Consider the following 26,147-nt stretch of genomic DNA (forward strand, 5'->3'; position numbering starts at 1 on the left):
CCATAGAGGCGGTTTCTTTGCGCTGGTCCGGTAAGCGGCCATTCCAGCAGGGTTGTTAGCGGCTAAAAACAGCGACTAACGTAACGCAAGTGCAACCCAGCCCACGCAGTTTGGGGGAGTTACTCCCCACTGTCAAGTATCTGCTAGAGGTACTTTAGTATACAATCGCGGCGGGCCTTTTCGCCGTCTTAAGCAAGCGGGCATCGGTTTGAGGAAAGGATATCCAATGACCGTAAAAGCAAGTGCAACCCAGCGCTTGTATTCACGGTAGTATCACCGATGGTACTGGTGTGAAGCGGTCTGAGCATGGACCGCGCGATGAAACGATACTTTTGTATTGTGCTCGTTGTATTTGGTGCGTTGTTAACATCCGCTAGTGGGGGTTGGAGTATTTTCAACAACTCTATTACGGTCATAATCAACACATCAGGCAAGTAAGCCCGGTAACCGCCCTTCGGGGCGGTTTTCCTTCGCTATCAAGTACTTTGCCGCAATTCGAATTTATAGCTAAAACTCAGGCTTACCGGTTCATCCGCGTCGCTATCGTCATCATTATCCAGCAAATCAATCAGCATTTTGCCCGCTTCTTTGCCCATCTTTTTATAATCAATACGCATCGAAGTCAGTGTCGGGTGAGTTTGATCACAACTGTCTGAACCGTCCAAACAGGCTACCGCAATACCCGTGGGGATCTTTAAGAGCCGCCGTTGGCACTCAAACAGCACACCCAGCGCGACATCTTCATGGCTACAGATCACTGCATCCAATTCAGGTTGGCGCAGTAGCATCTCCGTCAGCGCATAACGGCCAAACTGTAAGCTGGCGGCCTCAGGTGTGGTGACGGTTTGATCCGCATTCTTATAATGTTCCAGCATCGCCTTATGCCAACCATTGAGCTGCTGACGTTGCAGGCGGTTATCCATATGCGCGCCGATAAAACCGATATGCTGATAACCTTGCGCCAACAAGTGGCGACTTAACTCATAGGCAGACTCAAGAAAAGCGGCCTCCAACGTAATCTTGGCCCCCTTGAAATAAGAACCCACGACGTTGACCGTTGGGATATTCGCCCGTTCGAGGAGTTGATAGGTTTTATCTGCCAGCTGAGAGCCAAATATCACCACTGCCGCGGGGTTACTTTGCAGCAACGTCATCAATATTTCGGTTTCTTTGTTCTGATTATATTCATGGCATCCCAACAGAAGCTGAAACTCATTTTTATTTAGAATCTGTTGTAACGACTGCATAAAGCGAGAGCTGGCTTTATCGGTTAACGAAGGGATTAAAACGGCAACGGTATCACTGTGCCCTGACGCCAAAGCACCGGCAGCACGGTTAGGGATATAACCCAGCGCCTCAACCGCCTGCTCAATTTTCTCACGTAATTTGTCTGAAACCTGCTCCGGCGTGCGTAGCGCTCTGGAAACAGTCATCGACCCTACTCCGGCGTAATTCGCGACTTCCTGTAGTGTGACCCGCCCAGTATTACGGCGCTTACGCGGTTTTTCCATGCTCATTTCCTGCCTGATTAAAATGTCTCGCCGGATTAAATTTTCTGCGGGAATCAAGTATGTCCCTTTCGAACGGGCTTCGACAATACATTACATTGTATAGGGCATATTGGGCGATCGCCAAAGCAGATAGCGTGACAAATGATAGCGCTATCACAAATTTTGATAGCGCTATCAGGTAGCGCTATCAATTGAGACATTCGTCACATTCACAGCAGTGATTAATATCTACTCTCACGTTAACAGTCATCGGGAGTCATCAATATCATGTTAAAAACACTGTTAACGCCAGACGTCATTCAAGTGGTCAGCCAAGCAAAAGATTGGCGTGATGCCATTGCGATCTCATGTCAGCCACTCATTGATAATGGCTCAATTGAAGCTCGGTATGTCGAGGCGATTTATCGCTCCCATGAAGCCATCGGTCCTTATTATGTGGTCGGCCCAGGTATTGCCATGCCACATGCCCGACCTGAAGAAGGGGCGAATAAGCTCTCTCTGGCATTAACCGTCATTACTGAGGGTGTCACGTTTAATGCTGAAGGTAACGATCCAGTAAAACTACTCATAGTGTTAGCAGCGACAGACAGTACTAGCCACATCGAGGCTATTTCTCAACTCGCTGAGTTGTTCGATAACGATAACGATGTACAAGCCTTACTCAATGCCAAAACGCAGCAGGATATTTTGTCCGTCATTGCACGTTACTAATCATGACATTAGGTTTGGAATTTATTTTTAAGGGGAAAGAAAATGAAAATCACAGTGGTTTGCGGTAACGGTTTAGGCACCAGCTTGATGATGGAAATGAGCATCAAAAGCATCCTGAAAGATCTCGGCGTCAGCGCGGAAGTGGATCATGTCGATCTGGGTTCAGCCAAAGGGACACCAAGTGATATTTACGTCGGCACCAAAGACATCGCCGAGCAATTGGTTGCTCAGTCAGTGGGCGGCAAAATTGTTGCACTTGAAAACATGATCGATAAAAAAGCCATGAAAGAACGTTTGTCTGTGGCATTAACCGAATTAGGCGCGCTGTAACGGGAGGGTGGCATGGATTTCTTTCGCTTTTTAATGAGTGATGTTCTTTCCGAACCCGCAGTACTGGTCGGTCTGATCGCTTTAATCGGCCTAATCGCCCAGAAAAAACCAGTGACCGAGTGTATTAAAGGCACCGTTAAAACCATCATGGGTTTTGTCATTTTGGGTGCTGGTGCAGGTCTGGTGGTTTCTTCTCTGGGTGATTTTGCCAATATCTTCCAGCATGCTTTCGGGATTCAAGGTGTAGTGCCGAATAACGAAGCGATTGTCTCTGTGGCGCAGAAGAGTTTCGGTAAAGAAATGGCGATGATTATGTTCTTCGCTATGGTGATCAACATTCTGATTGCCCGCTTTACGCCATGGAAATTTATCTTCCTGACTGGTCACCACACGCTGTTTATGTCGATGATGGTTGCTGTGATTCTGGCTACCGCTGGCATCAGTGGTGTGACACTGATTGTGATTGGTTCGCTGGTGGTTGGGGTTGCGATGGTGTTCTTCCCTGCCATTGCCCACCCATACATGAAAAAGGTCACCGGTTCTGATGATGTGGCGATTGGCCATTTCTCTACCCTGTCCTATGTGTTAGCCGGCTTTATCGGCAGCAAGTTTGGTAATAAAGAACATTCAACCGAAGACATGAATGTGCCGAAAAGCCTGTTGTTCTTGCGTGATACACCGGTCGCTATCTCCTTTACCATGTGTATCATTTTCATCGTGACCTGCCTGTTTGCAGGGCCGGAAGTGGTGAAAAGCCTGAGCGGCGGCAAAAACTGGTTTATGTTCTCACTGATGCAATCCATTACCTTTGCTGCGGGTGTATACATCATCCTGCAAGGTGTGCGAATGGTGATTGCTGAGATTGTTCCCGCGTTTAAAGGGATTTCCGACAAGTTAGTCCCTAACGCGAAACCGGCGCTAGATTGCCCAGTTGTCTTCCCATACGCACCCAATGCCGTATTGGTTGGTTTCTTGAGCAGCTTTGCCGCAGGTCTGATCGGGATGTTCGCGCTGTATTTGATGAATATGACCGTGATTATCCCAGGCGTTGTCCCTCACTTCTTCGTCGGCGCAGCCGCAGGGGTGTTTGGTAATGCCACCGGTGGACGCCGTGGTGCGATTCTCGGTGCATTCGCTCAAGGCTTGCTGATCACCTTCCTGCCAGTATTCCTGCTGCCAGTGCTGGGCGATATCGGTTTTGCCAATACCACATTCAGCGACGCTGACTTTGGTGCTCTGGGTATCTTGCTGGGTATTATTGTTAGGTAATCAGTGAGATAGATGCTAGAAAGCGGATAAATACGAGAAAGCGGATAAATACGAGAAAGCGGCCCCCCACGTTTAGGTTGTTATCCTAGATTGGGGGGCCGCTTTATTTATGGATATCAGTGTTTGTTGATAGGGCTACAGCGACAAGTATTCAATTTTTGCGGTTAAACGACACACTTTTTATCTGCGCATACACCCACTGACCCGGTTTCAACCCCAACTCATCACGCGCCCAAGGGGTAATTCTCGCCCATAGCCATTGATCGCCAATCGCAAGTTTGACATCAACCTGCCCATCAACCTCGAGGCATTCGGCAATTTTTACGGGCAAAATATTACGGATACTGCTGTTTTGAGCCGGCTGTAAAACCAACGAAACATCCGCAGCGTTGATGCGAATACGCATTGAGTCACCCTCTCGCGCATCCAGCTTGCCTACCCACAAACGTTGATCAGCTAATGCCAATGCGGTCATGGCATAGCGATCATGATGACCAATCACGCTGACCCGTAAGATGCTACTCGGCTCCTCACGCTGCAACCAAGGTCGTAGCGCACTACTGGCCCATACCTCTTCCAAGCCGCCAACAGCACGCACTTTGCCTGCATCCATCACCACCACTTGATCAGCCAACTGAAGGATCTCATCCATACTATGGCTGACATATAAAATCGGGGTGTTCACGTCTTGTGCCAACCGTTCCAGATAGGGTAACAATTCGCGCTTGCGTGGCAAATCCAGCGAGGCAAGCGGCTCATCCATCAATAACAATTCGGGTGCCGTTAACAGTGCTCGACCAATGGCAACCCGCTGTTTTTCGCCGCCAGACAGCGTGAGCGGAAAGCGCCCTAACAGCGGTTCGATACCCAGTAAACCGACGATGGTATCAAACTGTCCACGCATGGAAGCCGCCATGCCATATTGTAAGTTGCCGCGCACCCGATAATGAGGAAACAGTCGCGCATCTTGAAAAACATACCCGACGCGGCGCTTTTCCGGTGGCAGGTAGATTTGCTTATCAACATCCACCAGCACCCGATCATTGAGTATGACTTTGCCTTGCTGCGGACGCGTTAGACCGCCAATCACATTAATCAGCGATGTCTTACCCGCACCGGATAAGCCAAAAATTGCGGTGATACCTTGCGCCGGTAGATCAGTGGTCACCTGTAAATGTAAATCACCTAGCTGCTGAGTAAAATCAAGCTTTAGCATGGGACCCCCATGCGCTTTTTACCCCAACGGGCTAACCACTCGGAGAGCAATAGAGAAACCAACGACAGAATAATGGCAATCACGCACAATCGTGCCGCGGCTGCTTCAGCACCGGGCGTTTCAATCAGCGTATACATCGCCAGCGGAATGGTGCGGGTTTCACCGGGAATATTGGAAACGAAGGTAATCGTCGCGCCAAATTCACCCAAGGAGCGGGCAAACGAGAGCACGGTACCGGCAATCACACCCGGTAAAGAGAGCGGTAAAGTAATGGTGAAAAATACTCGCCACGGATTCGCACCCAACGTACGGGCAGCCAACTCCAAGCGAGTATCGACGGCTTCTAACGCCAAACGAATAGCCCGAACCATCAGCGGGAAAGCAACCACTGCCGAAGCTAAAGCCGCACCGCGCCAGCTAAAACTGAAATTGATACCAAACCAGCTATACAGCCATTCGCCAATAAAACCGCGCCGCCCCATGCTGATCAGCAGTAAATAACCAATCACCACCGGTGGTAACACCAGTGGCAAGTGAATAACACTGTCTAACAATGATTTACCGGGGAAGCGGCAGCGCACCAAAACCCATGCCATTAAAATACCTAACGGCAAACTGCACGCCACCGCCACACCAGAAACCTTCAGGCTAAGAATAATGGCCTGCCACTCATACTCACTCAATATCATTAGCGTGGGGTAAATCCATAATTTTTGAAAATAGCCGCCGCAGCAGGGCTTTTCAGATAATCGTAAAAAGCACTGACGGTCGGATTTTCATGGCCCTTAACAATCGCCATTGGGTATTCAACCGGCTTATGGCTATCTTCCGGGAACACCCCCACAACTTTAACTTTTTTACTGGCTATGGCATCAGAACCATAAACAATACCCAGCGGAGCTTCTGCTCGCTCGACCAGCGCCATTGCGCTACGCACGTTATTCGCACGCGCCATCTCTGGGGCTAAAATTGACCAGGCACCTAAATTCTCCAGCGACTCTTTAGCATAAATTCCCGCAGGAACATGGTCAGGATCCCCGACCGCCAAGCGGCCACCGTCTAACAATTTTTTCCAGTCGGTTTTTTTATCGATATCGACTTTATCAATTTTACTGTCTTGCGGCGCGATCAATACTAATTCGTTGCCTAACAAGGTGTAACGAGTATTGGCAGCAATTTGCTGTTTATCAATAGCATAATCCATCCATTGCTGATCCGCTGAGATAAACAGATCGGCTGGCGCGCCCTGCTCAATCTGACGAGCCAATGTGGACGATGAGGCAAAAGACGCGACCACATCAACTTGCTTCTCTTTTTTATACTGTGCGCTGATGTCTTGCAGTGCATTGGTCAACGAGGCCGCCGCAAAGACAGTGATATTCTCTGCTGCAAACGCCGTACTGGAAAATGCAGCAAGTAGTGCCGCACTCGCCATCCATTTATTCACTTTACCATATTGATTTTTCATGTTGTTCTCCGCATTAATGAGATCGCTATATAAATGGAAATATAACGTAACATCACACAGCGGTCATGCAATTTATCGGCAAGTTGTGAGTTAACTTAAGTTGTGGCAAGAAGATAAAGAAGAAATGGGAGGAAAAGTGCAGGAGAAGCGAAAATAGCCAGCGCTTTTATACGCTGGCCATTTAGAAATCAGATTAAGAGCGTTCTTTGGTGTGGCCTGTTTTAGAGATGATGTTAAACACCTCACCCAGCCCATAGATCATGCCCAAAATCACTGCCATTACCACGGGCACCATGACCACGGCAAAGACCAGACTTTTCAATAGTTCTAACATGCCAGCCTCTCATTGCTGCTGATTAAGCGATAACTTACGTTAACACAATAATTGCCATCTATCATTTACTGTAAATTATATCAGCAATGAATGAATCTAGTTATTTTAACTAACAGCAAAAAAATGTAACCTGCCAAACGTGCGATCTGTCTGCAAACAGGCAGTTAGAGCACAATTAGCCTTTCGCGCTGGAGCCAAAAATCATGCAGGCAGAAATTCTCCTCACTTTAAAACTTCAGCAACGACTTTTTGCTGACCCCCGCCGTATTGCATTGCTAAAGCAGATACAGCACACCGGTTCTATCAGCCAGGGAGCAAAGCTCGCCGGAATTAGCTATAAGAGCGCTTGGGATGCCATCAATGAAATGAACACATTGGCTGAGGAAACATTGGTGGAACGTGCAACAGGCGGGAAAGGTGGAGGCGGTGCACACCTGACGCGTTACGGCGAACGCTTAATCCAACTCTATGATTTGCTGGCAAAGATTCAACAAAAAGCCTTTGATACGTTGAAAGATGATTCATTGCCCCTCGATAGCCTGCTAGCGGCTATTTCTCGCTTCTCGCTGCAAACCAGCGCCCGCAATCAATTTTTCGGCACCATTATTGAGCGCGATCACCAGCAGGTTCAACAACACGTCAATATTCTGCTTTCTGACGGTAAAACGCGTTTATCCGCAGCGCTAACCCAACAGAGTGCCGACCGCTTGCAACTTTCAGCAGGCAAGGAAGTATTGGCGCTAATTAAAGCGCCTTGGGTAAAACTGATTACTGATCAAGCACTGGCGGGGGCAGCAGATAATGCCCTATCGGGGACCGTGACCAGTATTGAACCAGGTAGTGATCACAGCGAAGTCATTGTGATGCTCGCCGGAGGCACCACACTGTGTTCGACACAAAATAATAATGAGCTGCACCAACTGAATTTACGGGTAGGGAGTGCTGTTACTGCCCAGTTCAATGCTGATCGCGTCATTATTGCGACACTTTGCTAAATCACTCAGCCCAGTGATTAACGACGGGGAAAGGGTTTACGTATTGACATCACACCCTTTTCCGCTTATCCCTAGCACACTAATTATGTTGCATAATGCGGGAAGAGTGATGGCTGAGTTGCATATATCGCAAGGTTGTTTTCGCCTGAGTGACACACGGACACTCAATGTACCTTCACTATCCATTTCAAGTCGTGATGACAAGTCGCCGGATGAAGAACCACAATCAGGGGAAAGCTGGGCTTTCGTCGGTGCGAATGGCAGCGGAAAGTCAGCGCTGGCTAAAGCATTATCTGGCGAACTGACCTTGCTGACTGGCACACGCCAGAGTGATTTTCTCCGTACCGTACGCTTGTCGTTTGAGCAACTGCAACAATTAGTCAGTGAAGAGTGGCAGCGCAATAATACCGATCTACTCAGCGCGGATGAAGATGATACGGGACGCACCACTGCTGAAATCATTCAAGAAGAAGTTCGCCATCCACAACGTTGCCAAGACTTAGCGACTCAGTTTGGTATCAGCCACTTACTCTCGCGCCGGTTTAAGTACCTTTCCACCGGAGAAACCCGCAAAACGCTGTTATGCCAAGCATTGATGTCGCAACCGGACCTGCTGATTCTGGATGAGCCTTTTGATGGGCTGGATGTTGCCGCCCGTACCCAACTCGCCACTATGCTATCGACGCTTTCGACGCAAGGCGTCACGCTGATTCTGGTGCTGAATCGCTTTGACGATATTCCTGATTTTGTGCAATTTGTCGGCGTGCTGGCAGACTGCCATTTGACGCATACTGGCCCAAGGGAACACATCCTATCTGAAGCCCTGATAGCCCAACTGGCGCACAGTGAAAATCTGGATGGGTTATCACTACCCGAAACTGAGCACCCACAGCAGCAGGTTCAATTACCAAAAGATAGCCCACTGATTATCTTGCGTAATGGCGTGGTGGAATACAATGACCGCCCTATCTTGCACAATCTGAGTTGGCAAGTGAATCCTGGTGAGCACTGGCAAATTATCGGCCAAAATGGTGCGGGTAAATCGACCTTACTCAGCCTGATTACTGGCGATCATCCCCAAGGCTACAGCAATGATTTGACGTTATTTGGCCGTCGCCGTGGCAGTGGTGAAACGATTTGGGATATCAAACGCCATATCGGCTATGTCAGTAGTAGTCTGCATCTGGACTATCGCGTCAGCGCCAGCCTGCGTAGCGTCATTTTATCCGGTTTTTTTGATTCGATTGGTATTTATCAGGCTGTATCGGATCGTCAGCAACAGTTGGCTGATGAATGGCTGGCGCTATTAGGTTTTTCGACTGCTACCGCTAATCAACCCTTCCACAGTTTATCTTGGGGGCAACAACGGCTAGCATTGATTGCGCGAGCGTTGGTTAAACACCCCGCACTCTTGATTTTAGATGAACCTTTGCAGGGCTTAGATCCGCTTAACCGATTGTTAGTCAGACGTTTTATTGATGTAATGATCAGTGAGGGAGAGACGCAGCTTTTGTTTGTTTCCCACCATGCGGAAGATGCACCACAGTGCATTACCCATCGTTTAACGTTTATCCCTGAGCGAGAAATTTATCGCTATCATCAGGAGGTATTACCTCGTTAGTTTACTATGAGGCTGCTAACTTACCCACAATGCAGCAACGCGGGTCAATTGTACTGCTGGGCAATATTGTCAGGGGTCGGTTATGGTACTATTTTCACCGTCAGCCATTATCCGTATCGGCGCTTGAGACTGACTTATTTTTGGGTTGAACAGGATTCAACTCTTCATCAGGATTTATACCCAGTAAATTTCAAGCAGCCAACATCTGCATATTGAATGATGGGAATACAATAAAGGGATTATCTATGTGGGGTATTCTTGCGGCTTCGCTGCTTTTTCTATCGGTTAACCGAGTACTTGCCCTGTTTCTCTTGGCCACCTCATTGGTGATTGCCTTTTATCATGGTGTCATGACACTCCCGTCAGCGGCCTTCTTACTACTTACGCTTATCATTGCGTTATTACTGAACAAATACCGCGCACAAAAGTGGCTGGCTGCGGGGCTAGAGCTATTACTGGTCGTGGCTTCAATCGCCCTGTTCCTTCATTTGGTGCCAGGTTTTAACAACCTGAAAGTATTGGATAAAGTGACTGTGGGGCCACTCAGCCCGCTATTTAGCATGTACTACAATCTGGATAAGGCGCTAATTCCCTTTATCTTGCTCGCTTGTCTCCCCACCTTGTTTGTCGCCCACCGTCATCCATCAATCAGCCGAATGGGCTGGGCTGGATTAATTGTTAGCGTACCGGCATTACTGCTGCTGGCGGTCGCATTGGGTGGCTTAAAAATTGAATTGCACACCCCTACATGGATTGGTTCTTTCGTTATCGCCAATATCTTTTTTGTTAGCTTGGCGGAAGAAGCATTATTCCGTGGCTATTTGCAGCAACGTTTAAGCCAGTGGGTAGGCAGCTACCCAGCCCTTTTCATCACCGCACTACTTTTTGGCGCTGCACATTTTGCTGGCGGTACCTTACTGATGATATTCGCCGCGCTAGCAGGGGTCATTTACGGTTTGGCATGGCTATGGAGTGGCCGTTTATGGGTAGCCGTCGCCTTCCATTTCGCACTGAACTTAATGCATTTGCTGTTCTTCACTTATCCGCTTTATTTACCGAGCTAGCCTTAGCTGAATGCGTGTCAACCACGAGCCAATGCAGGTATTGACCGCTGCATTGGTTCGTACATTTCAAGCAGGACATTCCTGCTGGATTGATGGATGAGAACGCTACCACTTCAGTTATCAATGCTATGACCGGGATTTTTGAGATTTTTTATCTATCCTTGTTCATTCCACTGTCTTTACGCTTAGACAGAGAATAAACTGGGATAAAATTGAGTGTAAACGATTCCATTATTGAGCGTAGATCACCTTTTTGTTGATAACGGCATGCTATCTTTCTTAGACCAAAGTGATTCGAGGAGTCTTACATGTACGTTCTGGTAACAGGTGGTAGCGGTTACATTGGCAGCCACACTTGTGTGCAATTAATTGAAGCAGGCTACAAGCCCGTTATCCTCGATAATCTTTGCAACAGCAAAGCAAGCGTATTAGATCGGATAAATAGCCTGACGGGCTACACACCTGAACTTTATCAAGGCGATATCCGCGATCGTGCGTTGCTCGATACCATCTTTGCGAAACATTCTATTCATGCCGTCATCCATTTTGCGGGCTTAAAAGCCGTGGGCGAATCGGTCACTAAGCCGTTGGAATATTACAACAACAATGTCTACGGCACCTTAGTGCTCTTGGAAGCCATGCGTGCCGCGCAGGTGAAGAATTTTATCTTTAGCTCATCTGCCACCGTTTATGGCGATCAACCCCAAATTCCTTACGTCGAAAGCTTCCCAACGGGTTCCCCTTCTAGCCCCTATGGCCGTAGCAAATTGATGGTTGAGCAAATATTGCAAGATGTGCAATTAGCAGACCCCGAATGGAATATGACGATTCTGCGTTATTTCAATCCGGTCGGTGCGCATCCGTCTGGCCAGATGGGGGAAGACCCACAAGGTATCCCGAATAACCTGATGCCTTTCATCGCCCAAGTTGCCGTCGGTCGTCGTGAATCACTGGCGATATTCGGTAATGACTACCCCACCCCTGATGGTACTGGCGTGCGTGATTACATTCATGTCGTCGATTTGGCTGATGGCCATGTCGCGGCGATGAAGCAACTGCACAATCAGCCGGGTGTGCATATTTTCAATTTAGGTGCAGGTATTGGTAGCAGTGTTTTACAAGTGGTCGAGGCGTTTACCAAAGCTTGTGGCAAACCACTGGCTTACCATTTTGCTCCACGTCGCGATGGCGATTTACCGGCTTATTGGGCCGATTCAAGCAAAGCGGCTGAGCAGTTGGGTTGGCGTACTCACCGAACGCTCGATGAAATGGCGGCCGATACCTGGCGCTGGCAATCAAACAATCCTCAGGGTTATCCCGACTAAGGCACTGTATGACTGATTTTAACCCTGTGGATCATCCACACCGTAGATATAACCCACTGAACGATCAGTGGGTGTTGGTCTCACCTCATCGGGCCAAGCGCCCATGGCAAGGACAGCAAGAAGCACCGGCGACGGACAGTTTACCGGCCCATGATCCCGACTGTTTCTTATGCCCAGGTAATACGCGAGTGACAGGTGATGTTAATCCTAACTACCCGTCTACTTATGTCTTTACCAATGACTTTGCCGCGCTGATGCCAGATACCCCTGATGCGCCACAAAGCGAAGATCCTTTGATGCGCAGTCAAAGTGCTCGTGGGACGAGCCGAGTGATTTGCTTCTCGCCCGATCACAGCAAAACATTGCCACAACTGACATTGTCCGCATTGGAAGACGTGATTCAGACATGGCAAGAACAGAGTGCTGAGCTGGGCAAAATTTATCCGTGGGTTCAGGTTTTTGAAAATAAAGGCGCAGCGATGGGCTGTTCGAACCCCCATCCCCATGGCCAAATTTGGGCCAACAGTTTCTTGCCTAATGAGACTGCGCGGGAAGACCGTCTACAGCGAGATTATTTTCAACAGCATCAATCGCCCATGTTACTCGATTATGTCGAACGTGAGCGCCGTGATGGCAGCAGAACAGTAGTAGAAACCGAGCACTGGTTAGCCGTTGTCCCCTACTGGGCAGCGTGGCCATTCGAAACGTTATTATTACCCAAGGCGCATGTATTGCGCTTAGAAGACATGTCAGCCGCACAACGCGTTGATCTGGCTATCGCGCTGAAAAAACTCACCAGCCGCTATGACAATTTATTCTCGTGCTCCTTCCCCTATTCGATGGGGTGGCACGGTGCGCCTTATGACCTATCTGGCACAGATAACGGCGAACATGGCATGAATAGCGGCCATGACCAAGCGCATTGGCAGCTACATGCGCACTTTTATCCTCCATTATTACGCTCTGCGTCAGTGCGCAAATTTATGGTGGGTTATGAAATGCTGGCTGAAACCCAGCGCGACCTTACAGCAGAACAGGCGGCTGAACTCCTGCGGGCGGTCAGTGATGTTCATTATCGAGAAGCCGGAGTCAAATAATGAGTTTAAAACCGCATACCCAGGCCATTTTCCGCCAAGAATTCAACCATGACGCTGACATCACAATCAAAGCGCCGGGCCGCGTCAATCTCATTGGTGAACATACCGATTATAACGATGGCTTTGTGCTGCCCTGTGCCATTGATTATGAAACAGTGATCAGTTGTAGCAAGCGTGATGATCGTCAGATTCGTGTGGTTGCGGCTGATTATGAAAACCAGCAAGACATATTCTCACTTGATGAACCTATTGTTCCGCACCCTGAATACCGTTGGGCTGATTACGTGCGTGGTGTGGTGAAACATTTGCAACTTCGCAACGCTGATTTTGGCGGCGCAGATATGGTCATTAGCGGCAATGTTCCGCAGGGTGCGGGCCTCAGCTCATCAGCATCGTTGGAGGTCGCGGTAGGTCAAGCGCTGCAATCACTCTACCAATTACCCCTCAGCGGTGTTGAACTGGCCTTGAATGGGCAAGAAGCCGAGAACCAATTTGTCGGCTGTAACTGCGGCATTATGGACCAGTTGATTTCAGCGCTTGGAAAACAAGACCATGCGTTACTCATTGATTGTCGCACGCTTGAAACGCGCGCAGTGTCGATGCCCGCCAATGTTGCGGTCGTGATTATTAACTCCAATGTGAAACGGGGCTTGGTCGATAGTGAGTACAACACTCGCCGCCAGCAATGCGAAACCGCAGCCCGCTTCTTTGGTGTCAAAGCATTACGTGACGTCGATCCTAACCTGTTTTTCTCTATTCAAGATGAATTGGATCCGGTTGTGGCTAAACGCGCTCGTCATGTCATTACTGAAAATGAACGTACGCTGGCCGCCGCTGATGCACTGGCCGCCGGTGACTTGAAATTGATGGGGCAACTGATGCAGGAGTCTCATATTTCAATGCGAGATGATTTCGAGATCACAGTTCCACCGATAGATAGCTTGGTGGATATTGTGAAATCCGTGATTGGGGAGCAAGGTGGTGTGCGTATGACTGGCGGTGGTTTTGGTGGCTGTATTGTTGCCCTAATGCCCACGTCGCTGGTTGAGCAAGTTCGAGCGACCGTTGCACGGGAATACCCTGCATTTAGCGGTGGCAGAACAGAAACCTTCTACGTCTGTCAGGCTTCACAAGGAGCGGGTTTATGCTGAAAAACGACGCTGCATCGCCAAGCAGTGTTGACCAGTTAGCACCGGATGGTCACCCCTTTGAATTGACCGAATTGCACAATAAATCAGGCATGAGCGTGACGCTAATGGACTGGGGTGCAACTTGGCTGTCTGCGATATTGCCACTGAAAGAGGGTGAAAAACGCGAACTCCTGCTAGGTTGCCAAACGCCGGCGGACTATTTACATCAAGCAGCCTACCTTGGCGCGACCGTGGGCCGCTACGCCAATCGAATCGCTAACGCGCAAATCACGGTAGGCGGTGAGACCCTCGAACTGATACCCAATCAAGGCCCAAACCAGCTGCATGGCGGCCCAGAAGGGTTCCATGCCCGTCGCTGGCAAAAAGTTAAGCAGGATGAAAAGCAGGTGACCTATCAGCTTCATTCACCTGATGGGGATCAGGGCTTCCCCGGCAATCTGACTGCTGAAGTCCAGTACCTGCTAACCGAAGATAATCGATTAGAGATTCACTATCAGGCGCAGGTGGATAAAACTTGCCCGGTAAATCTCACCAATCATGCTTATTTTAACCTTGATGGTGAAGGGCACGATGTTAGAGCTCACCGTTTACAGCTGTTCGCTGACCGATATTTACCTGTCGATAGCGAAGGTATCCCCACCGGTGGGCTGGCCAATGTTGAAAAAACTGGTATGGACTTTCGCCAAGCGAAAACACTGGCACGCGATTTCTTGCAAGACCGTTGCCAGCAGCGCGTGAAAGGCTATGATCACGCTTATTTATTGCACCGAACTTGTGGTGCGACGGAAAGCCCTGCAGCGCATCTGTGGTCATCCGATAATCGCGTACAAATAAGTGTCTACACCACTGCCCCAGCGTTACAGCTTTACAGTGGCAATTTCCTAGGCGGCACGCCGTCGCGAAATGGCGGAACTTACGCTAGCTATACCGGTGTCGCGCTGGAAAGTGAATTTCTACCCGATAGCCCTAACCACCCTGAATGGCCACAACCCGATTGTTGGTTAAAGCCGGGGAAAATCTACCGCGCCACGACCGTTTATCATTTTATCGCCCTGTAACTTTTTTTATAAGCGGCCGCCGACTACGCTTAATAGCATCTGTCAGGCGGCCGTCCTCAGCTGTTGCCTGCCCTTTCAGACGCCAATCTTGTCTCCATGAACAGTGAATAAAGGGAACTCTTATGCGTCTAACGACCTTATGGTTACTCTCAGCAAGCTTATTGCTGGGTGCTAATGCCATCGCGGCTGACACGGCTAAAACCCCCTCACCCGCCCAAGCAGCACAACAACAAAAAATGACCGATTGTAATAAGCAGGCTGCCGCAAAATCGCTGAAAGGAGATGAGCGCAAGGCGTTTATGAGCCAGTGCTTGAAAGCACAACCTGCACCGGATGAAAAAGCGTTAACGCCGCAGCAGCAAAAAATGAAAAATTGTAACGCCGAAGCGGCCACCAAGGCGCTAAAAGGCGATGAGCGTAAAACCTTTATGAGTACATGCCTGAAAAAAGCCGCCTAACGTCCTCGAATCGCGCTCATGCCTATGATTCCAAGGACGGAATCGATTCAACTAAAGCCTTACGTTACCTTAAAAAATTGGCTATGGTTAAACACAAACGATTGCTGTTAGCAGCAATCCCGCAATATAATGATAATAGTTATCATTGAATCATTTGAGGAGTTCGAACTATGGCAGTAACAAAGCTGGTTCTGGTACGTCACGGCGAAAGTCAATGGAACAACGAAAACCGCTTCACCGGTTGGTATGACGTTGATTTATCTGAAAAAGGCCGTACTGAAGCAAAAGCAGCAGGCAAGCTGTTAAAAGACGAAGGCTTCGCTTTTGATTTCGCTTACACCTCTGTGCTCAAACGCGCTATCCACACCCTGTGGAGCATTCTGGATGAGTTAGATCAAGCTTGGCTGCCAACAGAGAAAACGTGGAAACTGAATGAGCGTCACTACGGCGCACTGCAAGGTTTGGATAAATCAGAAACTGCAGCCAAATATGGTGATGACCAAGTTAAATTGTGGCGTCGTGGCTTTGCCATCACCCCGCCAGCACTGGATAAAAGTGATGAGCGTTTCCCAGGTCATGACCCACGTTATGCAAAATTGACCGATGCCGAGTTGCCAACGACTGAAAGCCTCGCACTGACCATCGATCGTGTTATCCCTTACTGGGAAGACGTTATCAAGCCACGTATCGCGAGCGGCGAGCGCGTTATCATTGCAGCTCACGGTAACTCTCTGCGTGCCTTGGTAAAATATCTGGATAACCTGAACGAAGACGAAATTCTTGAACTGAACATCCCAACTGGCGTGCCATTGGTGTATGAGTTTGATGAAAACTTCAAACCAATCAAGCACTACTATCTGGGCAACGCCGAAGAAATCGCTGCGAAAGCCGCGGCGGTCGCTAATCAGGGTAAAGCAAAATAATCATTCCTGATTAACACCATAAAAAAACCCCGTACATTTTGGATGACGGGGTTTTTTATTGGCTGGCTTAGTTATTTATCGGCTTAGCTCATTTACCAGTTTAGCTCGCGATTAACTACGGCGAGCTTTCACCGCATTGGATAGCTGACGCAGTAAGACTTCCGTATCTTCCCAACCGATACAGGCATCGGTCACACTTTTACCGTAAGTCAGGGGTTCGCCGCTTTCTAGATTTTGGTTACCTTCCACCAGATGACTTTCAATCATCACGCCCATAATGGCTTTTTCGCCTTCAGCAATTTGGCGACAAACATCCGTCCCCACATCCATTTGCTTTTTGAATTGCTTGCTGCTGTTAGCATGGCTGAAATCAATCATGATCTGCGGCTCAAGACCCGCTTTGCTCAGCCCTTCTTTCACGGCAGTAACATGCGCGCTGCTGTAATTAGGTTCTTTACCGCCACGCAGAATGATATGGCAATCGTCGTTGCCCGCAGTATTCACAATCGCGGAGTGACCCCACTTGGTCACTGACAGGAAGCAATGTGGTGCGCTGGCAGCATTAATGGCGTCGATAGCCACTTTAATCGTGCCATCAGTACCGTTTTTAAATCCAACGGGGCAAGATAGACCTGAAGCTAACTCACGGTGAACCTGCGATTCGGTAGTACGAGCACCAATAGCCCCCCAACTCATCAGGTCAGCCAAATATTGTGGGGTGATCATATCCAAAAATTCACCCGCCGCCGGTAAGCCACTCTCGTTGATATCGAGCAGCAATTTACGTGCGATACGTAAACCGTCATTGATGTCGTAACTACCATCCATGTGCGGATCGTTAATCAAACCTTTCCAGCCAACCGTGGTACGTGGTTTTTCAAAATAAACCCGCATCACCACTTCTAGCTCACCTTGCAGCTCTTCGCGCAGTGACAATAAACGGGTCGCGTACTCTTTAGCCGCCTGAGTATCATGAATTGAGCATGGGCCAATCACCACCAATAGACGGTCATCATTCGCTTGCAAAATATTGTGGATCGCTGTGCGGGTCTTGGATACCGTTTCTGCCGCATTTTTGCTGGCGGGAAACTTCTCTAACAGGGCAACAGGGGGCAGGAGTTCCTTAATTTCATTAATTCGTAGGTCATCATTCAGGTAATTCATAGTTCTTCCATTAAGTCTGGTATCAGTCATCGCACAACATTTATCTAAACCAATCTAACGGCTGAATTGAACGCTGTAAATCTACTTTTACAGAATAGGCATTCCGCACAGATAAACAGCAATGTGGACACCATCGATTTTAGGAGACAAAAGATCGAAGTTGGAATCAGCCAAGGAGAGAAAACGTGGAAAATGTAGTTATTGTATTCGCTATAATACATATCAATTTATTGAATAAAACCCAATCAGCGTTAACATAATTAAAAGCAGTAAAAATGATCGAACAGGCGAAACTGCGGGTTCATAGATTGATTTCTGAGACAGAGGATAAACATGGCTGCCCCTTCATTTCACCTCCCACAAGATAGCAATAGCAAACGCCTGCTGATCGCTTTTGTGGTCACGACCCTGTTTATGGTGATTGAAGCCATTGGTGGTTGGCTATCGGGCTCACTAGCCTTATTGGCTGATGCTGGGCACATGCTGACGGATTCAGCTGCATTATTTATTGCGTTGATTGCCGTGCATTTTTCGCAACGAAAGCCTGACTCTCGCCATACTTTTGGTTATTTACGGCTCACGACATTAGCCGCTTTTGTGAATGCCGCAGCGTTAGTGCTGATCGTCATATTGATTGTCTGGGAAGCCGTTCAACGTTTCGTCTCTCCCCATGAAGTCATGGGTATCCCGATGTTAATCATCGCCATTGCCGGGTTAGTCGCGAATGTATTTTGCTTTTGGATACTTCACCGTGGCGAAGAAGAAAAGAATATCAATGTGCGTGCGGCGGCTTTGCACGTACTAGGCGATTTATTGGGTTCTGTCGGGGCGATCATTGCCGCTATCGTCATTCTCACGACCGGTTGGACGCCAATCGACCCTATCTTATCCGTGTTAGTTTCGGTGTTGGTGCTGCGCAGCGCTTGGCGGCTACTAAAAGAGAGTTTCCACGAGTTGTTGGAAGGGGCACCGCAAGAGATTGATATCGACAAACTGAGAAAAAGTTTGTGTGCTGATATTTATGAAGTGAGGAATGTTCATCACGTACATTTATGGCAAGTCGGCAATCAACGCGTGATGACGCTCCATGTTCAGGTCATTCCCCCAAGGGATAATGATGAATTGCTGCAACGTATTCAGCATCATTTATTGCACCATTACGATATTGGCCATGCCACCATTCAAATGGAGTATCAAGCCTGTGAAACGCCAGATTGCGTGATTAATCAGGCTGCACCAGCAGGTGACCACCACCACCATCATCATCACTAGCCATCATCATGACGTACCAGAAACAATCAGGCCGCAATAAAGGATCATGCGGCCTGATATTCGCTTATCGTAACAGCGATTAAATCTGAATATTACTCGCTTTGAGCTGACAGCGGGCGTGAATGATTCCGCGCTGCGCTTCTTATCCACAGCCAAGATCCGTTCAGGGCGATCAGCGTCAGTAATACATATTCCAACGCCATCGCATAAACGCCTTGATAAGCGAAGATAGCAACACTGATGACATCGATCACCACCCAAATCAGCCAGTTTTCAACGTATTTACGCGTCATCAGAATCATTGCCACAATGGACAAGACCATCATTGTGGAATCCCAGAACGGGAAAGCGTCAGGTTGCAGTTCAGGCATTTGCACATTCGCCCCCAAACCCTGCATCACGTTGACAGCGACTCGAGTTAACCAAGCAAATACGGTGTCAATATGCAGAGTCATTAAGGTGATACCGACGACACAAACCGCTGCCCACCCCAAAGCTTTGGGTAAAGATAACCAGCGAATCTTTAATTCAGCTTGGTTGTCAGGCGTTTGTTTGCTCCAGGCATACCAGCCGTAAATATTTGCGACAAAAAAGAACAGTTGTAGCAGCAAGCTGGCATAAAGCTGGATCTGGAAGAAAATAACAGCAAACAAAGTGACGTTAATCAAACCAAACAGATAGTTAATGATTTTCTCTTTGCTGGCGAACCAAATACACAGCAACCCAAATAGAGTCCCTATTGCCTCTATCCAAGAAAGATCATAACCACCCGCCCCCAGCGGGATATGCACCAAGATATTGCTAGTACTCAAAAAATCCATCTGACAATCCTTTTCACTGCTATCTTTCAAGTTGCCGCTATAGAAGCCGCCCCGGTAATGTCGTCATTCAAATCACTAACTTAGCCTAGATGCCTCGTCGATATCGTGCCAATGACCACTCAGGCATTGCCCTTAACCTGTAACTTCAACTGGTCGGCAAAATCTAGCATGCGATTTAACGGTATCAGCGCCTGCTGACGCAATTCTTCATCAACATGTATCTCATGCATCATTCCACCCTGCTCTAGCCCTTCAGCGATAGCTCTGAGGCCATTCATCGCCATCCACGGACAATGAGCACATGTTCGACATGCGGCACCTTCACCTGCTGTCGGTGCTTCAAATAACTCTTTATCAGGGCATGCCTGCTGCATTTTGTAAAAAATGCCCCGATCAGTCGCCACAATTAACTTCTTCTGCGGTAGTGTTTTGGCCGCCTGAATGAGCTGGCTCGTTGAGCCAACAGCATCCGCCATATCGACGATTGCCTGTGGAGACTCTGGGTGGACCAACACAGCGGCGTCGGGATGTAATGCTTTCATGCGGGTCAGTGCTTGGGTTTTAAACTCGTCATGGACGATACAAGCCCCCTGCCAGCACAAGATATCAGCGCCACTCTTCTTCTGGACGTAATTGCCCAGATGGCGGTCTGGTGCCCAGATGATTTTTTCACCTAAGCTATCGAGATGTTCGATAAGTTCGACCGCAATGCTGGATGTCACCACCCAATCAGCTCTGGCTTTGACTGCTGCCGAGGTGTTCGCGTAAACCACCACGGTGCGATCTGGGTGGCTATCACAGAAGGCAGCAAATTCATCAATCGGGCAACCTAAATCCAGTGAACACTCCGCATTTAGCGTAGGCATCAGCACTTGTTTCTCTGGATTGAGAATTTTAGCTGTCTCGCCCATAAAGCGCACGCCAGCAACCAGTAAGGTGGACGCAGGATGCTTATTACCAAATCTCGCCATTTCAAGGGAGTCAGCAACGCAGCCACCGGTCTCTTCTGCTAGCGCCTGAATTTCGGGATCAGTATAATAGTGAGCGACTAACACAGCGTCGCGTTGCTTCAGCAGTGTTTTGATTTTCTCACGGTAGAAGGTTTTTTCATCCTCATCCAAAGGAACTGGCCGTGGAGGGAATGGATATATAGCCGCATTCACATCAAATGTTTCACTCATCGCTCACATCTCTGTTGCCAATTATTTCGACGTGACCAGCCATTTTTGGCGGCCAGTAAAATTGGTTTGTTTTTTATCCTAAACAAAATAACCAATATCTAGCTAAAAGTCGCTCAAAATCGTCTGATAATGGCAAAAATGTTTAATAGAGTTAAAATTTAGGATTAAAAATGGGGTGAGTTCGAAATGTCAGATGATGATAGAAGCGGGTTTTGTTGTGAGGATGAGAGAAATTACTTGAACTGCGACCTATTGATTAAGAGTCAATTGTTCTACTTGAGTGCTTGCTGAGGGGAAGTGCTGGGGGCTTGATATAATGGTGGGTCGTGCGGGATTACTCATCCTTCGGATTCGCCCTTCGGGTCAACGCTAGCGCGTTGCTGTCTCGCTTCGCTCGGCTCGAACCTTTAACCAATCGATTAAAAGTCAACTACATCGCCAACTGAGCTAACGACCCATTATGTAGGTTTACTCGACGTTTTTAATGCTTATCGTGCGGGATTATTGTATTGCGACATAATGGTGGGTCGTGCGGGATTCGAACCTGCGACCAATTGATTAAAAGTCAACTGCTCTACCAACTGAGCTAACGACCCATTATGTAAGTTACTCGACGTTTTTGGTGCTTATCGTGCGGGATTACTGTATTGCGACATAATGGTGGGTCGTGCGGGATTCGAACCTGCGACCAATTGATTAAAAGTCAACTGCTCTACCAACTGAGCTAACGACCCATTATGCATTTACTGACTAACGATAATTCGGTGTTCATCGTGCGGAAGTACTGTACTGCGACATAATGGTGGGTCGTGCGGGATTCGAACCTGCGACCAATTGATTAAAAGTCAACTGCTCTACCAACTGAGCTAACGACCCATTATGTATTTTTACTTGATGACAACGCGGAGTCTGTCGTGCGGAACTGCTCGTCTTGCAAAGGTAATGGTGGGTCGTGCGGGATTCGAACCTGCGACCAATTGATTAAAAGTCAACTGCTCTACCAACTGAGCTAACGACCCATTACCGGTACTACTGACGATAATTTCCTGCTGCCTTAACGTTTTACAAGTTGTCTTGGCAACGGCGGCATATATTACTAATTTCTCTTCACAGTGCAACTTAAATTTCTGTTCGCGCGTTTAACTGCTTGTTCTTCGTTCGCCAAAGCCCAGAAATTAGTCAACATGACCAATTCCTGGACTCGAAAAAGGCTAAAGAGCAGATAAACGTTTCTGTGCCTGTTTAGCGGCATCAGTATTAGGGTATTGCTTGATCACTTGCTGATAAACCGCCTTCGCTTTATCGCTTTGGCCTTTATCCTGCATGATCACCCCAACTTTAAACATTGCATCGGAACTTTTTGGAGATTTTGGATAATTCTTTACTACAACAGCGTAATAATATGCTGCATCGTCTTTCTTACCTTTGTTGTAATACAACTGCCCCAACCAATAATTGGCGTTAGGTTGATAAGTGGACTTTGGATACTGTTTCACGAAACCTTGGAAAGCAGTGATCGCTTGATCGTATTGCTTTTTCTCAAGAGCTAAGGAAACAGCTGCATTATAATCGCTGTTTTCATCACCAGTACTTGCTGCAGGCGCTGTGGCGGCTGCTGTACCTGCAACGGCAGCATCGGAACTTCCAGCCGTGGCATTCGCTGATGCAGCAGCATCAGCCGCAGGCGCTGCTGTTGAAGCCCCTTGACCACCACTCAGACTATCCATCTGTTGGTAGATCTGTTTTTGCCGCTCAACAATCTGATTGAGCTGGTACTGATTTTCTTGGATCTGACCGCGTAAACTATCAACATCGCGTTGCGAGTCAGACAGTTGTTGCTGAAGTTGAGTTAATAGCTGGCTGTGAGCGTTGGAAATACGCTCAAGTTGAGTGACTCGATCTTCTACCGAGCCGGAGCCGACATTACTGATTGGCGCTTGGGCAGTAGCGGCCCATGGGACCGCTACGCCAACCAGTAACGACAGACTCACTAAGTGACGTCTGAAGTTACTGTTCATGCGATTCTCTTAGTAAACCAGAACTGCACGACGGTTTTTAGCGAACGCTGCTTCATCATGACCCAGCACTGCTGGTTTCTCTTTACCGTAAGAAACGATAGAGATCTGGTCAGCAGAAACGCCTTTACCTTGCAGATACATCTTCACTGCATTAGCACGACGCTCGCCCAACGCGATGTTGTATTCTGGCGTACCGCGTTCATCCGCGTGGCCTTCAACAACAACTTTGTAAGATGGGTTGCTACGCAGGAATGCAGCGTGTGCATCCAGCATTTGAGCGAAGTCAGAACCGATATCGTATTTATCGAAACCGAAGTAAACGATATTGTTCTTTTGCAGTTCTTGCATCTGAAGACGTGCTTGCTCTTCGGAAGACAGGTTGCTGCCGTTTTCTGTACCAGTGCCAGCGCCCATGCCAGATTGGTCATTATTTGCGCTTTTGTTAGAACTACAAGCAGCGATTGCCAGAACTGGCAAAGCCAACATTAGCCCTTTTAGCACTTTGTTCAGTTGCATCTCTTTGATCCTTTTATAGTTTGCCATACATACGTATTTACACATGCATCACAGATACGGCGACCAGGCAGGAAATTTGACCTGTCCATCAGTAGCCGGAAGACGCGCTTTGAAACGCCCATCAGTCGAAACCAACTGCAACACAGCTCCTAGCCCTTGTGTCGAGCTATAGATAATCATGGTGCCATTTGGTGCGATACTCGGCGTTTCATCCAGGAACGTGTCCGTTAATACTTGAACGGCTCCCGTTTCTAGATCCTGTTTAGCGATGTGTTGTGCCCCACCATTGGAACTAACCAATGCGAGGAACTTACCATCAGGACTTACATCTGCGTTCTGGTTCTGAGAACCTTCCCACGTAATTCGCTGTGGCGCACCGCCATTAATATTCACTTTGTACACTTGTGGACGACCGCCCTGATCCGAGGTATAGGCTAGGTTTTGGCTGTCCGGGAACCAGCTTGGTTCAGTGTTATTGTTACGGCCATCAGTAACTTGGCTAATTTGACCAGAACCTAAGTCCATAACATACAAGTTCAGGCTACCACTTTTAGATAAAGCGAAGGCCAATTTTGTCCCATCTGGCGAGAAAGCTGGTGCGCCATTATGACGTGGGAATGAAGCCACTTGTCTGATTGCACCATTTGCCAACGTCTGGATAACCAGCGCTGATTTACCACTCTCGAAAGTGACATAAGCAATCTTGCTACCATCTGGAGACCAGGCTGGTGACATCAAAGGTTCTGGAGAACGGTGAACCACAAATTGGTTGTAGCCATCGTAATCAGAAACCCGCAATTCGTGAGGGAATTTGCCGCCATTCGTTTGCACAACATAAGCAATACGGGTACGGAAAGCACCTTTAATTCCAGTTAGCTTTTCGAAAACTTCATCGCTGGCGGTATGCGCGGCATAACGTAACCATTGTTTGGTGACCTTATACTGATTTTGCGCCAAAACACTACCTGCAGCACCCGAAGTATCAACTAATTGGTAAGAAACAACATAGCTGCCGTCGGCACTTGGTTGTACCTGACCAACAACAACGGCATCAATACCCAGTGCAGTCCAAGCCGCTGGCGTGACTTCCGCCGCGGTAGAAGGCTGTTGTGGCATTCGAGCTGCGTCGATAGGGTTAAACTTGCCACTGTTACGTAAATCTGCGCCAACAATCGCGCCAATCTCTTCAGGTGGCGTACCTGGTCCCATCCATTTAAATGGAACGACACCAATTGGACGAGCAGAGTCTACCCCTTGGGTAATCTCAATTCGAACTTCTGCATGTAATACAGAAGCCCATAAAACTAAAAAGCCTAGCGCTACTCGAAATGCCTGCTTCATCTTATCTCCCTTATCCGAGCGGGATGCCCGCGATAATTAGCAGAATTTTAACAAACCAACGCAAACAAAACTACATAATCCATTCGTTGATTGACAGAGTTATTCTCTGTTAATCAAACCTTACTGAGGTTTAAATACAAGCGGAGCATTCTTAAACACTTCATAAACATCAGAACTTGGCGGTTTAGGAATCTTAGCTTGTTTCGCGGCAGCGATGGCAGCTTGGCACAGTGCTGGATCACCACCTTCCGCTTTAACATCAATCAATAGACCATCTGGTGCTAATTTAATTCGCAGATCACAGGTACGGCCTTTGTAAAGATCTGCATCATAAAATTTACTTTGTATCGCCGCAGTGATTTGGCCTAGGTAGCCACTGACATCAGCGCCAGACGCCCCACTCTTCTTGCCACCACCTTGACCTGCGGCAGCAGCACCTGCACCAGAGCCACTTTTCGGTGCATTCTTGGAGTTAGCCAAGCCACCAAACAAATCATCTACGTCTGTGGCAGCAGCAGCTTCAGCGGCGGCTTTCTTCTTGGCATCTGCAGCGGCAGCCTTTTTAGCATCAGCGGCAGCTTTTTTCTCGGCATCAGCTGCGGCTTTCTTTTCTGCCGCTTGTGTTGCGGCCTTTTCAGCGGCCTCTGCGGCTTTCTTCGCATCAGCATCAGCTTGTTTTTTCGCAGCGGCGGCAACTGCAGCTTCTTTCTTAGCTTCAGCTTCGGCTTTCTTCTGTGCTTCTGCCTGCGCTTTCACGAGCTTATCGGCTTCTGCTTTAGCTTGAGCCGCTGCAGCTTCAGCTTGCTTCTGCTCTTCTTTCGCTTTGGCAGCGGCGGCGGCGGCAACTTTCTGTTGCTCAGCGGCCTGTTTTTGCTGCTCTGCGGCTTGTTTCTTCTGTTCTTCAGCCGCCTGCTTCGCATCTTCTTGCGCTTGCAGACGCTCTTTTTCCAATTCTTTCAGGCGTTGTTGTTCTGTCGCCTGTTTCTGTTGTAATTCTTCCGCTTGCTGCTCGGCCTTCTTCTGGCGTTGTTGTTCTGCACGTTTAGCATCCGTCTGCTGTTGCTGCTGACGGTTATACTGTTCTGTCACAGCGCCAGGATCGACCATAACGGCGTCAATAACTTCGCCGCCGGCACCGCCGCCGCCCATTTCAGTCGTCTGTGTCAGAGAGCCCCAAATCAACAGGGCAATCAATACGATATGCAGAACCACCGACACTATAATCGCGCGATTCAGCTTATCATTTTGCTCGGTTGCCTTACCCACGCTCGATTTCCACACTCGATGTCCGCGCTCTATTTCT

The 26,147-nt window shown here is 48.3% G+C and carries 25 protein-coding genes, 4 tRNA genes and 1 other RNA gene; 13 read left to right on the forward strand and 17 right to left on the reverse strand.

Going from position 1 to position 26,147, the window contains the following annotated elements:
• Positions 1-476: 476 nt before the first annotated feature.
• Positions 477-1,511 carry a LacI family DNA-binding transcriptional regulator gene (locus DA391_RS15390; protein WP_050082522.1) on the reverse strand — a complete coding sequence of 345 codons (1,035 nt, stop codon included), beginning with the start codon at positions 1,509-1,511 and terminating at the stop codon, positions 477-479.
• A 267-nt stretch (positions 1,512-1,778) separates the two neighbouring features.
• On the opposite strand from DA391_RS15390, the gene DA391_RS15395 reads away from it, so the two are divergent.
• Genes DA391_RS15395 through DA391_RS15405 form a run of 3 tightly spaced genes read left to right on the forward strand, consistent with a single transcriptional unit; the run spans position 1,779 to position 3,821 of the window.
• Positions 1,779-2,222 (forward strand): PTS sugar transporter subunit IIA, encoded by a 444-nt coding sequence (locus DA391_RS15395; protein WP_019209310.1) that lies wholly within the window; start codon positions 1,779-1,781, stop codon positions 2,220-2,222.
• A gap of 42 nt (positions 2,223-2,264) precedes the next feature.
• A complete protein-coding gene (locus DA391_RS15400; RefSeq protein ID WP_049611296.1) occupies positions 2,265-2,552 on the forward strand; it encodes a PTS sugar transporter subunit IIB in 288 nt (95 codons plus the stop codon).
• A 12-nt stretch (positions 2,553-2,564) separates the two neighbouring features.
• Entirely contained in the window at positions 2,565-3,821 is a 1,257-nt protein-coding gene (locus DA391_RS15405; protein ID WP_005277900.1) for a PTS ascorbate transporter subunit IIC, read from the forward strand.
• A 151-nt stretch (positions 3,822-3,972) separates the two neighbouring features.
• Here DA391_RS15405 and modC read toward each other — a convergent pair whose 3' ends face one another.
• The 4 genes from modC to DA391_RS15425 form a co-directional block, all read right to left on the reverse strand.
• Complete coding sequence (gene modC / locus DA391_RS15410; protein ID WP_050286549.1) at positions 3,973-5,037, reverse strand: molybdenum ABC transporter ATP-binding protein ModC; 1,065 nt, start codon at positions 5,035-5,037, stop codon at positions 3,973-3,975.
• Positions 5,031-5,726, reverse strand: coding sequence for a molybdate ABC transporter permease subunit (modB, locus tag DA391_RS15415; protein ID WP_019209307.1), 696 nt, complete (start codon positions 5,724-5,726; stop codon positions 5,031-5,033). Before modB ends, modC begins: the two co-directional genes overlap by 7 nt.
• Entirely contained in the window at positions 5,726-6,505 is a 780-nt protein-coding gene (gene modA / locus DA391_RS15420; protein ID WP_050286551.1) for a molybdate ABC transporter substrate-binding protein, read from the reverse strand. The genes modB and modA overlap by 1 nt, the downstream gene beginning before the upstream one ends.
• A gap of 193 nt (positions 6,506-6,698) precedes the next feature.
• The gene (locus DA391_RS15425) at positions 6,699-6,839 is read right to left on the reverse strand and encodes an AcrZ family multidrug efflux pump-associated protein (protein ID WP_004877266.1); all 141 of its coding nucleotides are present in this window, start codon (positions 6,837-6,839) and stop codon (positions 6,699-6,701) included.
• Positions 6,840-7,042: 203 nt separating this feature from the next.
• On the opposite strand from DA391_RS15425, the gene modE reads away from it, so the two are divergent.
• The 9 genes from modE (at position 7,043) to gpmA (ending at position 16,531) form a co-directional block, all read left to right on the forward strand.
• Positions 7,043-7,834 carry a molybdenum-dependent transcriptional regulator gene (modE, locus tag DA391_RS15430; protein WP_108087933.1) on the forward strand — a complete coding sequence of 264 codons (792 nt, stop codon included), beginning with the start codon at positions 7,043-7,045 and terminating at the stop codon, positions 7,832-7,834.
• A 109-nt stretch (positions 7,835-7,943) separates the two neighbouring features.
• Positions 7,944-9,455, forward strand: coding sequence for a molybdate ABC transporter ATP-binding protein ModF (gene modF / locus DA391_RS15435; protein ID WP_050082513.1), 1,512 nt, complete (start codon positions 7,944-7,946; stop codon positions 9,453-9,455).
• 245 nt (positions 9,456-9,700) lie between these two features.
• Positions 9,701-10,519 carry a CPBP family intramembrane glutamic endopeptidase gene (locus DA391_RS15440; RefSeq protein ID WP_050082512.1) on the forward strand — a complete coding sequence of 273 codons (819 nt, stop codon included), beginning with the start codon at positions 9,701-9,703 and terminating at the stop codon, positions 10,517-10,519.
• A gap of 308 nt (positions 10,520-10,827) precedes the next feature.
• On the forward strand, positions 10,828-11,844 hold the full coding sequence (galE, locus tag DA391_RS15445) for a UDP-glucose 4-epimerase GalE (RefSeq protein WP_050286555.1): 1,017 nt from the start codon (positions 10,828-10,830) through the stop codon (positions 11,842-11,844).
• 8 nt (positions 11,845-11,852) lie between these two features.
• Positions 11,853-12,941: a galactose-1-phosphate uridylyltransferase gene (gene galT / locus DA391_RS15450; RefSeq protein ID WP_108087934.1), complete on the forward strand. Its 1,089-nt coding sequence runs from the start codon at positions 11,853-11,855 to the stop codon at positions 12,939-12,941.
• Complete coding sequence (galK, locus tag DA391_RS15455; protein WP_050082509.1) at positions 12,941-14,092, forward strand: galactokinase; 1,152 nt, start codon at positions 12,941-12,943, stop codon at positions 14,090-14,092. Before galT ends, galK begins: the two co-directional genes overlap by 1 nt.
• Positions 14,086-15,150 (forward strand): galactose-1-epimerase, encoded by a 1,065-nt coding sequence (gene galM, locus DA391_RS15460; protein ID WP_108087935.1) that lies wholly within the window; start codon positions 14,086-14,088, stop codon positions 15,148-15,150. Before galK ends, galM begins: the two co-directional genes overlap by 7 nt.
• Positions 15,151-15,272: 122 nt before the next feature.
• Complete coding sequence (locus tag DA391_RS15465) at positions 15,273-15,608, forward strand: PsiF family protein (protein WP_019209298.1); 336 nt, start codon at positions 15,273-15,275, stop codon at positions 15,606-15,608.
• A gap of 170 nt (positions 15,609-15,778) precedes the next feature.
• On the forward strand, positions 15,779-16,531 hold the full coding sequence (gpmA, locus tag DA391_RS15470; RefSeq protein ID WP_050082505.1) for a 2,3-diphosphoglycerate-dependent phosphoglycerate mutase: 753 nt from the start codon (positions 15,779-15,781) through the stop codon (positions 16,529-16,531).
• A 111-nt stretch (positions 16,532-16,642) separates the two neighbouring features.
• Here the strand turns inward: gpmA and aroG are convergent, their stop codons facing one another.
• Complete coding sequence (gene aroG, locus DA391_RS15475) at positions 16,643-17,695, reverse strand: 3-deoxy-7-phosphoheptulonate synthase AroG (protein ID WP_050082503.1); 1,053 nt, start codon at positions 17,693-17,695, stop codon at positions 16,643-16,645.
• A gap of 333 nt (positions 17,696-18,028) precedes the next feature.
• Between aroG and zitB the strand changes: the two genes are divergently transcribed.
• A complete protein-coding gene (gene zitB, locus DA391_RS15480) occupies positions 18,029-18,967 on the forward strand; it encodes a CDF family zinc transporter ZitB (protein WP_108087936.1) in 939 nt (312 codons plus the stop codon).
• Positions 18,968-19,059: 92 nt separating this feature from the next.
• On the opposite strand, the gene pnuC is transcribed toward zitB, so the two are convergent.
• The 11 genes from pnuC to tolA all read right to left on the reverse strand — a co-directional run bounded on the left by pnuC (position 19,060) and on the right by tolA (position 26,110).
• A complete protein-coding gene (gene pnuC, locus DA391_RS15485; protein WP_019209294.1) occupies positions 19,060-19,788 on the reverse strand; it encodes a nicotinamide riboside transporter PnuC in 729 nt (242 codons plus the stop codon).
• A gap of 119 nt (positions 19,789-19,907) precedes the next feature.
• The gene (nadA, locus tag DA391_RS15490) at positions 19,908-20,969 is read right to left on the reverse strand and encodes a quinolinate synthase NadA (protein ID WP_050286561.1); all 1,062 of its coding nucleotides are present in this window, start codon (positions 20,967-20,969) and stop codon (positions 19,908-19,910) included.
• A 317-nt stretch (positions 20,970-21,286) separates the two neighbouring features.
• Positions 21,287-21,419: non-coding RNA, RtT sRNA (locus DA391_RS15495), on the reverse strand.
• Positions 21,420-21,489: 70 nt separating this feature from the next.
• Positions 21,490-21,565: transfer RNA gene (locus tag DA391_RS15500), tRNA-Lys, on the reverse strand.
• A 62-nt stretch (positions 21,566-21,627) separates the two neighbouring features.
• Positions 21,628-21,703 (reverse strand) — tRNA-Lys (locus DA391_RS15505).
• Between the two features lie 66 nt (positions 21,704-21,769).
• Positions 21,770-21,845 (reverse strand) — tRNA-Lys (locus DA391_RS15510).
• A gap of 67 nt (positions 21,846-21,912) precedes the next feature.
• Positions 21,913-21,988: transfer RNA gene (locus tag DA391_RS15515), tRNA-Lys, on the reverse strand.
• Between the two features lie 192 nt (positions 21,989-22,180).
• Positions 22,181-22,987, reverse strand: coding sequence for a cell division protein CpoB (gene cpoB, locus DA391_RS15520; RefSeq protein WP_050082497.1), 807 nt, complete (start codon positions 22,985-22,987; stop codon positions 22,181-22,183).
• A 9-nt stretch (positions 22,988-22,996) separates the two neighbouring features.
• Complete coding sequence (pal, locus tag DA391_RS15525) at positions 22,997-23,503, reverse strand: peptidoglycan-associated lipoprotein Pal (RefSeq protein ID WP_004393299.1); 507 nt, start codon at positions 23,501-23,503, stop codon at positions 22,997-22,999.
• Positions 23,504-23,551: 48 nt separating this feature from the next.
• Positions 23,552-24,844 carry a Tol-Pal system beta propeller repeat protein TolB gene (tolB, locus tag DA391_RS15530; RefSeq protein ID WP_019209290.1) on the reverse strand — a complete coding sequence of 431 codons (1,293 nt, stop codon included), beginning with the start codon at positions 24,842-24,844 and terminating at the stop codon, positions 23,552-23,554.
• Between the two features lie 120 nt (positions 24,845-24,964).
• Complete coding sequence (gene tolA, locus DA391_RS15535) at positions 24,965-26,110, reverse strand: cell envelope integrity protein TolA (RefSeq protein ID WP_050082495.1); 1,146 nt, start codon at positions 26,108-26,110, stop codon at positions 24,965-24,967.
• Positions 26,111-26,147 lie beyond the last annotated feature (37 nt).

The sequence above is a fragment of the Yersinia massiliensis genome (assembly GCF_003048255.1).
GTDB classification, from domain to species: Bacteria; Pseudomonadota; Gammaproteobacteria; order Enterobacterales; family Enterobacteriaceae; genus Yersinia; species Yersinia massiliensis_A.